The following is a 14,108-nucleotide window of genomic DNA, read 5'->3' on the forward strand; positions in this document are numbered from 1 at the left end:
CTTGTGACATGTGCGGCAGAACCCGGTAACACCTTCCTGACACAGGGCTAATGATGTTTACAGTAATGTAACCTTCCCGTAAAATGCCCCCACACTTTAAACGCCACCAGACTCCCGTGGAATTGAGGTCGTTAAATGAGACTCAGGAAATACAATAAAAGTTTGGGATGGTTGTCATTATTCGCAGGCACTGTATTACTCAGTGGCTGCGATTCTGCACTACTAGACCCCAAAGGACAGATTGGACTGGAACAACGTTCATTGATACTGACGGCTTTTGGCCTGATGTTGATTGTGGTTATTCCTGCCATCTTGATGGCTGTTGGTTTCGCCTGGAAGTATCGTGCGAGCAATAAAGATGCGAAGTATAGCCCTAACTGGTCACACTCCAATAAAGTGGAAGCTGTGGTCTGGACGGTACCTATTCTGATCATCCTGTTCCTTGCTGTACTGACCTGGAAAACCACTCACGCACTTGAGCCGAGCAAACCGCTGGTTCACGATGAAAAACCTATTACCATTGAAGTGGTCTCCATGGACTGGAAATGGTTCTTCATCTATCCAGAACAGGGCATTGCTACCGTGAATGAAATCGCCTTCCCGGCGAACACTCCGGTTCAGTTCAAAGTGACCTCCAACTCCGTAATGAACTCCTTCTTCATCCCACGTCTGGGTAGCCAGATTTACGCGATGGCCGGTATGCAGACTAACCTGCACCTGATCGCGAATGAAGCAGGCACCTACGACGGTATCTCCGCCAGCTATAGTGGCCCGGGCTTCTCGGGTATGAAGTTCAAAGCTATCGCTACGCCAGACCGCGCGACTTTCGACCAGTGGGTTGCAAAAGCGAAGCAGTCTACCAACACCATGTCTGACATGGCGGCGTTCGAAAAAGTGGCTGCACCTAGCGAATACAACAAGGTGGAGTACTTCTCTAACGTGAAACCGAATCTGTTCAAAGATGTTATTGGCAAATTTATGGATCACGGCATGAGCATGGACATGACCCAGCCTGAAGGCGAGCACAACACGCACCAGGGTATGGAAGGCATGGACATGAGCCACGCGGAAACCGCTCACTAAGGGGCCGAGGAAGAAAATGTTCGGAAAATTGACACTGGATGCAGTGCCCTACCATGAACCGATTATTATGGTTACGGTGGCTGCAATTATCATTGGTGGCGCGGCCTTAGTTGGCCTGATCACTTACTTCGGTAAGTGGAGCTACCTGTGGAATGAGTGGCTGACTTCGGTTGACCACAAAAAACTCGGTATCATGTACTGCATCGTCGGTATCGTCATGTTAATTCGTGGCTTTGCGGATGCAATCATGATGCGTAGCCAGCAGGCGCTTGCGTCTGCGGGCGAAGCCGGCTTCCTGCCACCGCACCACTATGATCAGATCTTTACCGCCCACGGCGTTATCATGATCTTCTTCGTGGCGATGCCGCTGGTAATCGGTCTGATGAACGTGGTCGTTCCGCTGCAAATCGGCGCGCGCGACGTTGCGTTCCCGTTCCTGAACAACCTGAGCTTCTGGTTTACGGTTGTCGGCGTTATCCTGGTTAACCTGTCACTGGGTGTGGGCGAATTTGCTCAGACCGGCTGGCTGGCTTACCCGCCGCTGTCGGGAATTGAGTACAGTCCGGGCGTGGGCGTTGACTACTGGATTTGGGCGCTTCAGCTCTCCGGTGTCGGTACCACTCTGACCGGTATTAACTTCTTCGTGACCATCCTGAAGATGCGTGCACCAGGTATGACGATGTTCAAGATGCCAGTATTTACCTGGGCATCTCTGTGCGCCAACGTCCTGATTATCGCGTCGTTCCCAATTCTGACTGTCACCATCGCGCTGCTGACCCTGGATCGCTATCTGGGTACCCATTTCTTCACGAATGATATGGGTGGCAACATGATGATGTATATCAACCTGATTTGGGCCTGGGGTCACCCGGAAGTGTACATCCTGGTTCTGCCGGTGTTCGGTGTGTTCTCCGAAATCGCGGCAACCTTCTCGCGTAAACGTCTGTTTGGTTACACCTCTCTGGTGTGGGCAACCGTATGTATTACCGTTCTGTCGTTCATCGTCTGGCTGCACCACTTCTTCACTATGGGTGCGGGCGCCAACGTAAACGCCTTCTTCGGTATTACCACCATGATTATCGCGATCCCGACCGGGGTTAAGATCTTCAACTGGCTGTTCACCATGTACCAGGGCCGTATCGTGTTCCACTCAGCCATGCTGTGGACCATCGGCTTCATCGTGACCTTCTCCGTAGGTGGGATGACCGGGGTACTGCTGGCGGTACCTGGTGCTGACTTCGTTCTGCACAACAGTCTGTTCCTGATTGCGCACTTCCATAACGTTATCATCGGTGGCGTGGTCTTCGGCTGCTTCGCTGGCGTAACCTACTGGTGGCCAAAAGCGTTCGGCTTCACGCTGAACGAGAAATGGGGTAAACGCGCGTTCTGGTTCTGGATCATTGGCTTCTTCGTAGCATTTATGCCGCTGTACGTGCTGGGCTTCATGGGTATGACCCGTCGTCTGAGCCAGCAGATCGATCCGCAGTTCCACCCAATGCTGATGATTGCAGCGGGCGGCGCAGCGCTGATTGCCTGCGGTATTCTGTGCCAGCTGATTCAGTACTACGTGTCTATCCGTGACCGTAACCTGAACCGCGACCTGACCGGTGACCCGTGGGGTGGCCGTACGCTGGAGTGGTCTACCTCTTCTCCACCTCCGTTCTATAACTTTGCCGTAGTGCCGCACATTCATGAGCGTGACGCATTCTGGGAAATGAAAGAAAAAGGTGAAGCGTACAAGCAACCTGAACATTACGAAGAGATCCATATGCCGAAAAACAGCGGTGCGGGCATCGTCATTGCCGCCTTCGCAACGGTATTTGGTTTCGCAATGATCTGGCACATCTGGTGGATGGCGATTGTTGGCTTCGCTGGCATCGTAATCAGCTGGATTGTGAAGAGCTTTGACGAGGACGTGGACTACTACGTACCAGTCCGTGAAGTTGAAAAGCTGGAAAACCAGCATTTTGACGAGATTTCTAAAGCGGGGCTGAAAAATGGCAACTGATACTCTGGCGCACTCGACTGCCCACGCGCATGAACATGCGCACCATGATACAGGACCGACGAAAGTCTTCGGTTTCTGGATCTACCTGATGAGCGACTGCATCCTGTTCTGCTGTCTGTTCGCAACCTATGCCGTTCTGGTGAACGGCACAGCGGGCGGCCCGACCGGTAAGGACATCTTTGAACTGCCGTTCGTACTGGTTGAAACCGCACTGCTGTTATTCAGCTCCATCACCTACGGCATGGCGGCTATCGCCATGTACAAAAACAACAAGAGCCAGGTTGTCTCCTGGCTGGCGTTGACCTGGCTGTTTGGTGCTGGCTTTATCGGGATGGAAATCTATGAATTCCATCACCTGATCATGGAAGGTTTCGGCCCGGATCGTAGCGGCTTCCTGTCAGCGTTCTTCGCGCTGGTCGGCACCCACGGTCTGCACGTGACCTCGGGTCTGATCTGGATGGCGGTACTGATGTTCCAGATCTCCCGTCGCGGCCTGACCAGTACTAACCGTACCCGTATTATGTGCCTGAGCCTGTTCTGGCACTTCCTGGACGTGGTATGGATCTGTGTGTTCTCTGTTGTCTATCTGATGGGGGCGATGTAATGAGTCATTCTAACGATCATGGCGCTTCCCACGGCAGCGTAAAAACCTACATGACAGGTTTCATCCTGTCGATCATTCTGACGGTGATCCCGTTCTGGATGGTGATGAACGGTTCTGCATCTAAGCCGGTTATCCTGGGCGCAATCCTGGTGACCGCGGTGATTCAGATTCTGGTGCATCTGGTTTGCTTCCTGCACATGAACACCAAGTCCGATGAAGGCTGGAACATGACGGCCTTTATCTTTACCGTGATTATCATCGCTATCCTGGTAGTCGGTTCCATCTGGATTATGTGGAACCTTAACTACAACATGATGGTTCACTAAGAGCGGCGAGTATGTTTAAGCAATACCTGCAAGTCACGAAACCAGGCATCATCTTTGGCAACCTGATCTCCGTAATCGGAGGGTTCCTGCTGGCCTCTAAAGGCAGCATTGATTACACCCTCTTTATTTACACGCTGGTCGGTGTGTCACTGGTGGTTGCGTCCGGTTGTGTATTTAACAACTACATCGACATGGATATCGACAAGAAGATGGAAAGGACCAAAAATCGGGTGCTGGTTAAAGGCCTGATTGCTCCTTCCGTCTCGCTGGTGTACGCCACCTTGCTGGGTATTGCTGGCTTTATGCTGCTGTGGTTTGGTGCTAACCCGCTGGCCTGCTGGCTGGGGGTGATGGGGTTCGTGGTGTATGTGGGCGTCTACAGCCTGTATATGAAACGTCACTCCGTCTACGGCACGCTGATTGGTTCTCTCTCCGGCGCTGCGCCGCCGGTGATTGGCTATTGCGCCGTCACGAACGAGTTCGACAGCGGTGCGCTGATCCTGCTGGCTATCTTTAGCCTGTGGCAGATGCCGCACTCCTACGCCATCGCGATTTTCCGCTTTAAGGATTATCAGGCGGCGAACATTCCGGTTCTGCCGGTCGTGAAAGGCATTTCGGTTGCCAAGAACCACATCACGCTCTACATCATCGCTTTTGCCGTGGCAACGCTGATGCTCTCTCTGGGCGGTTACGCCGGATATAAATATCTGGTGGTAGCAGCTGCGGTGAGCGTCTGGTGGCTCGGCATGGCCCTGCGCGGTTACAAAGTGGAAGATGACAAGGTCTGGGCACGCAAGCTGTTTGTGTTCTCGATTGTCGCCATCACCTCCCTGTCCGTGATGATGTCCGTAGACTTCATGGTGCCTGATTCACAAAACCTGCTGACTTACGTCTGGTAAGAAGACTGAAGTAAAAACGCCGGGTTTAACCCGGCGTTTTTTTATGGGTACGGCGTAACCCCTTTCTTTAACAGTATATTGCCGTATTTCGCGGTCTCGCCCGTCACCACAATGGCGTACGCTTTCTGTGCCCGCGCATAAAACGCATAACGGTCAATACGCGTAATCCCCTCCCCTTCCGCCTCACCAAAGAGTGCGTTGCGATAGCGCGCTTCGACCTGGATATCGAGCGTATCCCCGTCGACAGGGGCCATCATCACCAGCGGTGGCGCATAGCTGTCGAGTTCAAACAGCGGTATCACCGCGGCCAGCAAATCGCTGATGAGCAGGCCATCTGCGCGGATCGTCTTTGGCCCCAGGCTGTGTGCGGGAAAGTGAGCATCTGCAAAAATAATCTCGTCACCATGACCCATCTCTGCCAGCGTTTTCAGCAGCTCGGGGGAAATCAGAGGGGATATCGTTTTAAGCACAAGGTTGCTCCTCAGGATAGAAATAACGGTAACGATAGTGGACCCGATCGCGAGCAGCCTCAGCGCTGGCCGTTTCTCCGACGCCCCACCATCCGTACAAAGATGCCCCTAGCACGGTCGTATCAGCCTCTTCAAGAACCTTCACCGGGATCCCAAGCGCATTGGACTTGAGCTGATTCCACAGCATATTGCGGCTACCTCCCCCCACCAGCAGGAGTTCACGCGCCTTAAATTGCGCGATCGTCTCCAGCGCCAGGCATTTTTCTTGCAGATGCACCGTGAGTCCTTCCAGGGCTGCGCGGTAAAAATGGGCTGGCGTGGTGGTGAGCGTAACGCCCTGCCAGCCGGCGAGTGGAGAGTCGAGCAGTTGGGTATTCATCGTGACGCCATCCGCGCCGTTCGGAATTGCCGCCGCCTGAGCCAGAATAGTGTCCCAGTCGGTACCAGGCGACCAGAACAGCGCGCGGATCCACTCCAGTACGCCAGACGCCAGATATTGCATTCCCGGATTATAGAGCCCCGTCCGGCTATCCAGTTCGCAGGTCGCGCCCGGGTATTGCCCCAGCAAAGCGGTATCAACCTGCGTGGTGCGCGCCATTAAAATCTCCCAGGTACCCGAAGAGAGAACTGGCTCATTAATTCCCGCCCCGGCGCCAAAAAGGGCAAACTGCGTGTCGTGCCCGGCGGAGATCACCGGCACACCGCAAGGCAATCCGAGCCTGGATGCAGCGTCGGGCCGCAATTCACCAATCCTTTCTCCGGGGGAAACCAGCGGCGGGAAAAGGGAATGAGGCACGCCGATCTTGCTTAAGATCGTTTCGCTGAAGCGCTGCTGATGCAGATCGAACATCTGACTGGTACCGGCCATCGTGAGATCGGTCGTCATCTTTCCGGTCAGGCGATGGTTGATTAGCGAGGAGATAAAAAGCCAGGCGTGAGCACGCTGTAACAGATCGGGATGGTTGTCCTGAAGCCAGCCTAGCTTATACAACGTGTTGAAACTAAACTGCCCAACGCCGGTGATCTGCTGTAGTTCTGCCGGGGAGCATGAACGGGCAACCGCTTCCATCACCGGCACGGTTCGCGGGCACTTCCAGCTGATGATCGGATAAAGCAGTTCTCCCTGCTCATCTACCAGTGCGCCATCCACGCCAAAGGTCGTCACACTCATTCCGCACAGTTGATGCTCGCTCAGCGCTGCGCTGATTTTCTGACAACAGACGGCAAAACGGTGCATGATGGCGTCGAGCGACCACTGGTGCCAGGCCGGATTTCCAGCGGCGCTTTCGCTTTCGTTCGCCACCGCGGCGCGCGCCACAATATTCCCTTCGGGATCCAGCGCAATGGCGCGCACGTTCGTCGCGCCACAATCGAGAACCAGAAAACATTTTTTCATCGCGGTCCCCACTGGCTGCCAGCCCGCCGGAGCAGGCTGGCAGGCCAGCTTAATGTTTGTATAACGGTCCGTAATTTTCACAGGCGCGGTAATCCTGCCCTTCCGGATCCATACCGTGAGCGCCCCAGGCCGTCGGCCGATAAATTAGCGCCTCCGGTACGTTATGCATGCATACAGGGATGCGCAGCATGGACGCCAGGGTGATGAAATCAGCGCCGACATGCCCGACGGTTAATACCCCGTGGTTAGCGCCCCAGTTCGCCATCACTGAATAGACGTCGCTGAACGGGCCTTTACCGGTCAGGCGTGGGGCAAACCAGGTGGTAGGCCAGGTTGAATCGGTGCGCTTATTAAGAATGTCATGTACGTGTTCCGGCAGCTCAACACTCCAGCCTTCCGCTATCTGTAATACCGGACCCACACCCTTGATGAGGTTTACGCGGGTCATGGTAAATGGCACGCCACCCCGGGTGAGGAAGTTTGATGAGAAACCGCCCCCGCGGAAGTATTCATGCACCGCCGGACACCAGTGGGTTGCGGCCAGGCACGCGCTGGCTTCCTGCTCAGTAATGTCCCAGTGTGGCTTCAGGGTCGGTTTCCCCTCGGCGTCTTTCTGCTCCGCTGTACCGTCCAGCGCCGCCGAGCCGGAGTTGATCAGATGGATAATGCCGTGCTCAGCCCGGCCAGTGAGCTTCTGGCCGGTAACACGCTCAACCGACTCCGGCGACCAGTAGGTGCGTACATCAGCAAAAATCTGCGCGGTGCCGGTCATCAGATGCCCAAAAAGCATCGCTACCCCGTTAAGGCTGTCATTTTCCGTCGCCACCACCAACGGCTGGCGAATACCGTTCCAGTCGAAAGAGCTGTTCAGCAGCGCCTCTGCGGTATCACCATTTGGATACTGATCCGTCCAGTGGCGCTGCCCCTGGAAACCGGACGCAATGGCGTTATAGCCCAGCGATTCCTCCACGCGGCCCATTGCAGCGAGTTTAGGGTTGCCCTGCATCATGTCGCGGATGCACATCGCCATTAGCAGGCTCTCCCGCAGGATCGCGGCATTTTCCTGTTCATTGCGACGATACTGCTCTGCGTTTTTATCCTCGCCGAAACGGAAATGTGCCTTCGCCCAGCTCAGGGCCAGCTCAAGTTCTTGCTCGTCGTAAATCTTATGATCGATGCGGCGACGCAGTTCGGTCATATCCACCGCCTGCACCTTCATCCCCAGCCAGGATTCAAAGAAGTTGTGATCGACAATCGAGCCCGCGATCCCCATTGAGACACCGCCCACCGACAGATAACTTTTCCCCTTCATGCTGGCGACCGCCAGGCCCGCCCGGGCGAAACGCAACAATTTTTCCTCAACGTCTGCCGGGATGGTCTCGTCGCCCGCATCCTGTACATCGTGGCCGTAAATGGAAAACGCCGGGATCCCTTTCTGGTTATGCGCTGCCAGCGCCGCTGCGAGGTATACCGCCCCCGGACGCTCGGTGCCATTAAAGCCCCAGATCGCTTTCGGGCGCAGCGGATCCATATCAATGGTTTCACTCCCGTAGCACCAGCATGGGGTGACGGTGATCGTCAGACCAACGTGACACGTGCTGAACTTCTCTTCGCAAGCGGCGGATTCCGCCATTCCGGCAATGCAGCTGTCGGCAATTACGCACTCTACGGGCGTACCGCAGGGGTGGCGTAATTTTTCAGTGAGTAGCGCCGCCGTGGCTTTCGCCATGTTCATGGTCTGCTCTTCCAGAGATTCGCGTACGCCCATTCGGCGGCCATCAATAACAGGTCGAATGCCAATCCGGGGTAACGCTTTTATCGTTTTCATAGCCCTTCCTCACGTTGGTTAACCTATCCGTCTCAGGGGCATAGCCGTGAAAAAGCGCCCGGGCAGCACCGTGAACGGAAAGTGGTGAAATTTGCTAACTCGAATTAGCTTAGAGTTCTCCCTAAAAATGAGACAAGATAAATGTGCAGGATCTGTGAGCAGTTTCACGATGAGAGGTCAAAATTCGATCAGCGTCAGGTATTACGATTCAGCAAAAACTAAATATATCGTTTAAATTCAATTAAATAACAAAATACCTTTGCACGGCGTCACAATTTGAATACAAATGATTTGGCTAAATTATGACCCTAAAATAGCTTTTAAGGACGAAAGCTAAGTCGAGTTAGCTTATTAACCAAATCACTGTGGCTTGTGATTCATTGCCTTTCCAACACAGGAATTTTGCAATGTCAGAGACTCTTATTCAGATGACGTGCATCACCAAACGCTTTCCCGGCGTGCTGGCGCTGAATCAGGTTGATTTCGATTTACGCCGCGGCGAAGTACATGCCCTGTTAGGTGAAAACGGTGCCGGTAAATCGACGCTGATGAAAATATTATCCGGTGTTTACCAACCCGATTCCGGTGAAATTCGCTTTGAAGGGCAATCCGTATCATTCAGCGATCCGCTAAGTGCTCAGCACGCAGGTATTACGATTATCCATCAGGAATTTAATCTCTTCCCCGATTTAACCGTGGAAGAGAATATCTTTATTGGCCGCGAATTCTGCAAAAATAGCCGCTGGCAGTTAGATAAACGCGCCCAGCGACAGGCGGTTGAGAAAATACTGCACACGCTGAATTTAAAAATCGCCCCGGACGCGCGCGTCAGTGAATTAACCGTAGCCCAGCAGCAGATGGTGGAAATTGCCAAAGCGATTTCGGTCAATGCCAAAGTGCTAATCATGGATGAACCCACCGCCGCGCTGACCGAAAGTGAAATCGAGAGTTTGTTTGACGTCACGCGGATGCTCAAGGCTCAGGGCACGGGGATAGTCTACATCTCGCACCGTCTGGAAGAATTGGCGCTGATCGCCGATCGCGCGACCGTCATGCGCGACGGACAATACATCGCCACCGTGGATTATGAAACGGTTCAGATCGGCGAGCTTATCGCCATGATGGTTGGCCGCAATCTCGATAACATCTACCCAAAACGGCCGCCGCCTCAGCGCAGAGAAAAAGTGCTGGAGGTGAACGGCCTGACGCGAAATGGTGTACTGCACGACATCAACTTTACCCTCTGGCGCGGTGAGATCCTCGGCCTCGCTGGCTTAATGGGCGCAGGCCGAACGGAACTGGGCCGGGCCCTGTTTGGCGCCGATGCGATCGACGCCGGTACCCTGACGCTGAACGGCACCCCCACACGGATTAAAGACGTGGCTGACGCCATTGAGAAAGGCATCAGCTATTTAACAGAAGACCGCAAGAAAGAGGGACTCGCCCTCGGCCTTTCCGTTGAGATGAACATTATGCTCGGCAATTACCCGGACTACGCTGGCGTCGCGGGTAATGTCGATGAAAAACGCTGCCGGGAGTCCAGCCAGAAACTGGTGGATGCGCTGCGAATAAAAACGCCGCATCTGGAACAGGCGGCACTGAATTTAAGCGGCGGTAATCAACAGAAGATCATTATTGCCCGCTGGGTCTGTAAAGATACCGATATTTTAATTTTTGATGAGCCAACCCGGGGAATTGATGTTGGCGCCAAGCTGGAAATTTATGAACTAATGAACCGCCTTGTCGCTAAAGGTAAATCGATCATCATGATTTCATCCGAACTGCCGGAAGTATTAGGAATGTGCGACCGCATACTTGTGATGCGCAGCGGCCACATTGCCGGCGAAATAGAGGCTGAGCACGCCACCCAGGAAAAAATCATGCAATACGCCACGCTGGAGGATTAATCATGTCCGTTACCGTTCCATCGCCGCAAAGCGGAAGTCATACGATGAAAATAAATAAAGCGCTCCTGATGCGTCTGGCGCCTCTTTTTAGCCTGGTATTGCTGGTTCTGTTTTTCAGCTTCAGCTCACCGTTCTTCTTTAATACTGAAAATATCATGACTATCGCCCTGCAAACGGCGGTGATTGGCATCATGGCCATTGGCGTAACCTTTGTGATTATTACCGCCGGGATCGACCTGTCGCTCGGATCGGTGGCGGCGTTCTCAGGGGTTGCGGTGGGCATCGCCGCCGGGTTTGGTATGCCGCTGCCGGTCTGTATTCTGGCAGGCGTGCTCGCCGGCGGGCTTTGCGGCTATGTGAACGCGTTTCTGGTCACCAAAATGACCATACCACCGTTTATTGCCACCCTCGGCCTGATGATGTCGGTACGCGGCATCAATATGGTGATGACCGATGGCCGCGCAATTTATTTTTCTGACTACCCGCAGTTCAAGCTGCTAGCGCAGGGTCGCCTGTTCGACGTCCTGCCTTATCCGGTGTTCTACCTGGTCATCGTGGCACTGATCGCCATGTGGATCCTGAAGAAAACGGTGATGGGCCGCTATATCTACGCTGTCGGCAGCAATGAAACGGCGGCACATCTTTCCGGGATCAAAGTCCAGCGAGTGAAAATTTTCGTTTACGCCTTATGCGGCCTGTTAACCGGCGTGGCCGGGGTGATCCTCGCCTCTCGTCTCAATTCAGGCCAGCCAACCGTAGGCGTAGGTTATGAACTGGAAGCCATTGCGGCGGTAGTGATCGGCGGTACCAGTCTGATGGGCGGCGTGGGCACGATTGGCGGCACCATCATAGGCGCGTTCATTATGAGCGTGCTGAAAAACGGCCTCAATCTCATGGGCGTGTCCCAGTTCTGGCAGATGGTGGCGATGGGCGTGGTCGTCGTTGCCGCCGTCTACCTGGACACGTTACGTAAAAGAATGCGTTAGGTTCTCGATACAACAAGCCCTGCCAACCCTACAACGGAGCAAAATAATGAAAACCAGCCATATCCTGAGCGCCCTGTCGCTCGTTGCCATCCTGTCCAGCAGCGCGCTGGCAAAAGATTTGAACCTGCCGGTAGTCAGTAAAGGTTACCAGCACGAATTCTGGCAGACGGTCAAAATGGGGACGGAAGCTGCCGCAAAAGAGTTGGGTGACAAAACCAGCTACGTTGGCCCTGCCGATGAAACGCAAATCGCCGAGCAGATCCAGTTAGTCGAAAACACCATGGCACAAAAGCCAAACGGCCTGTTGCTGGCCGCGCTTGATGCAAACGCCCTTGCCCCGCTGGTCGAAACCGCCAACAGCCGGGGGATCAAAGTGGTGACCTTCGACTCGGGCGTGAACTCCGATATCCCAGCCAGCTTTGTCGCCACCAATAACCGTAAGGCGGGCGCACAGGCTGCGGATGCGCTGGCGGAGCAGGTAGGTCAGAAGGGGAAAGTGGGTATTATCGCCCACGTAGCCGGAACGACGTCCGCCATTGAGCGCTCTGAAGGATTCAGCGAGCGAATGAAAGAGAAGTACCCGAATATTCAGGTACTGCCGGTGCAATATAGCGATGGCGACCCGCAAAAGGCGATGGATAAAACCATTGATATGGTTCAGGCCAACCCGGATATCGCCGGTATTTATGCCACCAACGAAGGCTCAACCCTGGGCGTTGCGAACGCGATCGACAGCCAGAATTTGAAGGGCAAAGTGAAAGTCATCGGTTTTGACAGCACCGAAGCCATCATTAACTTCCTCAAAAACGGCGTGATTCAGGGCTTTGTGGTGCAGGACGCGTACCAGATTGGTTATCAGGGCATAAAGGCGCTGAACGCGGTGATTTCCGGACAGACGGTGGCTAAAGAAATTGATATTCCAGTGAAATATGTCAATGCGCAGAATATCAACACCCCTGAAATTGATAAACTGTTACATCCGTTTGGTAAAAAATAAGGAAGTTCATGATGAGTGACGGCTATTTCCTCGGGGTCGATGTGGGTTCAGCCAGCGTTCGTGCTGGGCTTTACTCTGCGCAAGGCGAGCGTTTGAGCTTCGCGACCCGTCCGATTTCGCAGTTTCACGCCAGCAACGCGCGCGTGGAACAGTCCTCCGCGGAGATCTGGCAGCAGGTTTGCGCGGTGGTGCGGGAAGCCGTCGACTCCTCAGGGATCTCACCCGACGCCATTCGTTCGATTGGCTTCGACGCCACCTGCTCGCTGGTCGCGCTGGATGCTGAGGGTAACGGCCTGAGCGTGTCCCCCGACAGTCCGGCATCGCAGGACATCATTATGTGGATGGATCATCGTGCTCACGAAGAAACCGTTCGCATCAATGCCACACGCGATCCGGCCTTGTGCTACGTGGGCGGCGAGGTGAGTATTGAAATGGAACTGCCAAAACTGCTGTGGTTGCAGCGACATCATCCTGAAACATGGAATCAGGCCTGGCGCTTTTTCGACCTTGCCGATTTTCTGGTCTGGAAAGCAACGGGCCAGGACGCCGCCAGCCTGTGCACCCTCACCTGCAAATGGAACTACCTTGCGCATGAGGCGCAGTTCAGCGAATCGCTGCTCAGGGAGGTGGGGCTGGAGACCTTACTGACAAAAATTCCCGATACTATTCTGGACGTCGCTGAATGCGTCGGAAAACTCAGCCCACAGGCAGCGCAAGCTCTGGGGTTGCCCGAAGAGGTGGTTGTGGCAAGCGGCATGATCGATGCCCACGCGGGTGGCGTGGCGCTGACGGGCTCACACCCGGAGGGCACGCTGGCGCTCATCAGCGGAACCTCGAACTGCCATATGCTTGCCAGTCAGACGGAGATCCATACGCCCGGCGTCTGGGGGCCTTACTGGAGCGCCATGCTGCCGGGCTACTGGCTGACGGAAGGCGGGCAAAGTGCTGCCGGGGCGCTGGTCGACTGGACATTGCGCGAGCACGGAGCCAGCGCAGATCTGTTTGCAAAAGCAGAAGCGGCGCAACGCCATCCGGTGGCGCTGCTCAACGACTGGGTAGCCGCGCTTGAACAGGAAGAAAAATATCCCACCCGCAACCTGCACATTCTGGCCGATCATCACGGCAACCGCTCGCCGCGTTCGCGTCCGGATGCGCGGGGCAGCGTGGTCGGTCTGACATTAGAAACCGGTGAACGTGCGCTGGCGAGGCTCTATCTGGCCACGCTACAGGCCATAGCCTATGGCACACGACATATTATGGATACCCTGAAACAACACGGGCACACCTTGTCGCGCATTGTCATTTGTGGAGGAGCCACCCATAACCGGCTCTGGCTGCGGGAGTATGCCGATGCCACGGGCTGCGATATTCATCTTTTAGCCGAAGAAGATGCCGTCACTCTCGGCGCGGCCATTTGCGGCGCAGTGGCGAGCGGTGCATGGACAACGCTCACCGACGCTACCCGGGAAATGGTCAAAGCCGGCGACATCATCACCCGTCGGCCGGAAACCGCGGCCTTCCACCGGCAAAAATATGAGGCGTACCTGATGCTGTGGACCCAGCAGCAGGCGCTTAATCTCCTGATGCAGCAGGAAATGTAATGG

General features: G+C 54.7%; 12 protein-coding genes. 9 read left to right on the forward strand and 3 right to left on the reverse strand.

Annotated elements, in window-relative coordinates; genetic code table 11:
• Positions 1-135 precede the first annotated feature (135 nt).
• From cyoA to cyoE, 5 genes are read left to right on the forward strand one after another with little or no spacing between them, the layout of a single operon-like run.
• Positions 136-1,083: a cytochrome o ubiquinol oxidase subunit II gene (cyoA, locus tag DD606_RS09270; RefSeq protein ID WP_003859054.1), complete on the forward strand. Its 948-nt coding sequence runs from the start codon at positions 136-138 to the stop codon at positions 1,081-1,083.
• A 16-nt stretch (positions 1,084-1,099) separates the two neighbouring features.
• Entirely contained in the window at positions 1,100-3,091 is a 1,992-nt protein-coding gene (gene cyoB, locus DD606_RS09275; protein ID WP_022650473.1) for a cytochrome o ubiquinol oxidase subunit I, read from the forward strand.
• Positions 3,081-3,695, forward strand: a complete 615-nt coding sequence (locus tag DD606_RS09280; protein WP_003859057.1) for a cytochrome o ubiquinol oxidase subunit III — start codon at positions 3,081-3,083, stop codon at positions 3,693-3,695. The genes cyoB and DD606_RS09280 overlap by 11 nt, the downstream gene beginning before the upstream one ends.
• Entirely contained in the window at positions 3,695-4,021 is a 327-nt protein-coding gene (locus DD606_RS09285) for a cytochrome o ubiquinol oxidase subunit IV (protein ID WP_006809888.1), read from the forward strand. The genes DD606_RS09280 and DD606_RS09285 overlap by 1 nt, the downstream gene beginning before the upstream one ends.
• Positions 4,022-4,032: 11 nt before the next feature.
• Positions 4,033-4,920 (forward strand): heme o synthase, encoded by an 888-nt coding sequence (gene cyoE, locus DD606_RS09290; RefSeq protein WP_003859062.1) that lies wholly within the window; start codon positions 4,033-4,035, stop codon positions 4,918-4,920.
• A 41-nt stretch (positions 4,921-4,961) separates the two neighbouring features.
• Here cyoE and fucU read toward each other — a convergent pair whose 3' ends face one another.
• The 3 genes from fucU to fucI are packed head-to-tail and all read right to left on the reverse strand — an operon-like array spanning position 4,962 to position 8,614.
• Complete coding sequence (gene fucU, locus DD606_RS09295) at positions 4,962-5,390, reverse strand: L-fucose mutarotase (protein ID WP_022650472.1); 429 nt, start codon at positions 5,388-5,390, stop codon at positions 4,962-4,964.
• Positions 5,383-6,786 carry an L-fuculokinase gene (fucK, locus tag DD606_RS09300; protein WP_045896427.1) on the reverse strand — a complete coding sequence of 468 codons (1,404 nt, stop codon included), beginning with the start codon at positions 6,784-6,786 and terminating at the stop codon, positions 5,383-5,385. The genes fucU and fucK overlap by 8 nt, the downstream gene beginning before the upstream one ends.
• Before the next feature lie 49 nt (positions 6,787-6,835).
• Positions 6,836-8,614: an L-fucose isomerase gene (gene fucI / locus DD606_RS09305; protein ID WP_032657382.1), complete on the reverse strand. Its 1,779-nt coding sequence runs from the start codon at positions 8,612-8,614 to the stop codon at positions 6,836-6,838.
• Between the two features lie 407 nt (positions 8,615-9,021).
• Between fucI and DD606_RS09310 the strand changes: the two genes are divergently transcribed.
• From DD606_RS09310 to DD606_RS09325, 4 genes are read left to right on the forward strand one after another with little or no spacing between them, the layout of a single operon-like run.
• Positions 9,022-10,521: a sugar ABC transporter ATP-binding protein gene (locus DD606_RS09310; protein WP_032657379.1), complete on the forward strand. Its 1,500-nt coding sequence runs from the start codon at positions 9,022-9,024 to the stop codon at positions 10,519-10,521.
• Between the two features lie 2 nt (positions 10,522-10,523).
• Positions 10,524-11,507, forward strand: coding sequence for an ABC transporter permease (locus DD606_RS09315; protein WP_045896198.1), 984 nt, complete (start codon positions 10,524-10,526; stop codon positions 11,505-11,507).
• Positions 11,508-11,553: 46 nt separating this feature from the next.
• Positions 11,554-12,504, forward strand: a complete 951-nt coding sequence (locus tag DD606_RS09320; RefSeq protein ID WP_000858088.1) for an ABC transporter substrate-binding protein — start codon at positions 11,554-11,556, stop codon at positions 12,502-12,504.
• Positions 12,505-12,515: 11 nt separating this feature from the next.
• Positions 12,516-14,105, forward strand: coding sequence for an FGGY-family carbohydrate kinase (locus DD606_RS09325; protein WP_032645866.1), 1,590 nt, complete (start codon positions 12,516-12,518; stop codon positions 14,103-14,105).
• Positions 14,106-14,108 lie beyond the last annotated feature (3 nt).

The organism is Enterobacter cloacae complex sp. GF14B (assembly GCF_004136805.1).
Classification (GTDB): domain Bacteria; phylum Pseudomonadota; class Gammaproteobacteria; order Enterobacterales; family Enterobacteriaceae; genus Enterobacter; species Enterobacter hormaechei_C.

Bases quoted from the DNA above. Each gene is read 5' to 3' on its own strand.
- fucK (WP_045896427.1), bottom strand. From the start codon at position 6,786: ATGAAAAAATGTTTTCTGGTTCTCGATTGTGGCGCGACGAACGTGCGC.
- cyoB (WP_022650473.1), top strand. From the start codon at position 1,100: ATGTTCGGAAAATTGACACTGGATGCAGTGCCCTACCATGAACCGATT.
- DD606_RS09320 (WP_000858088.1), top strand. From the start codon at position 11,554: ATGAAAACCAGCCATATCCTGAGCGCCCTGTCGCTCGTTGCCATCCTG.
- cyoE (WP_003859062.1), top strand. From the start codon at position 4,033: ATGTTTAAGCAATACCTGCAAGTCACGAAACCAGGCATCATCTTTGGC.
- DD606_RS09315 (WP_045896198.1), top strand. From the start codon at position 10,524: ATGTCCGTTACCGTTCCATCGCCGCAAAGCGGAAGTCATACGATGAAA.
- cyoA (WP_003859054.1), top strand. From the start codon at position 136: ATGAGACTCAGGAAATACAATAAAAGTTTGGGATGGTTGTCATTATTC.
- fucI (WP_032657382.1), bottom strand. From the start codon at position 8,614: ATGAAAACGATAAAAGCGTTACCCCGGATTGGCATTCGACCTGTTATT.
- DD606_RS09325 (WP_032645866.1), top strand. From the start codon at position 12,516: ATGAGTGACGGCTATTTCCTCGGGGTCGATGTGGGTTCAGCCAGCGTT.
- DD606_RS09310 (WP_032657379.1), top strand. From the start codon at position 9,022: ATGTCAGAGACTCTTATTCAGATGACGTGCATCACCAAACGCTTTCCC.
- DD606_RS09285 (WP_006809888.1), top strand. From the start codon at position 3,695: ATGAGTCATTCTAACGATCATGGCGCTTCCCACGGCAGCGTAAAAACC.
- DD606_RS09280 (WP_003859057.1), top strand. From the start codon at position 3,081: ATGGCAACTGATACTCTGGCGCACTCGACTGCCCACGCGCATGAACAT.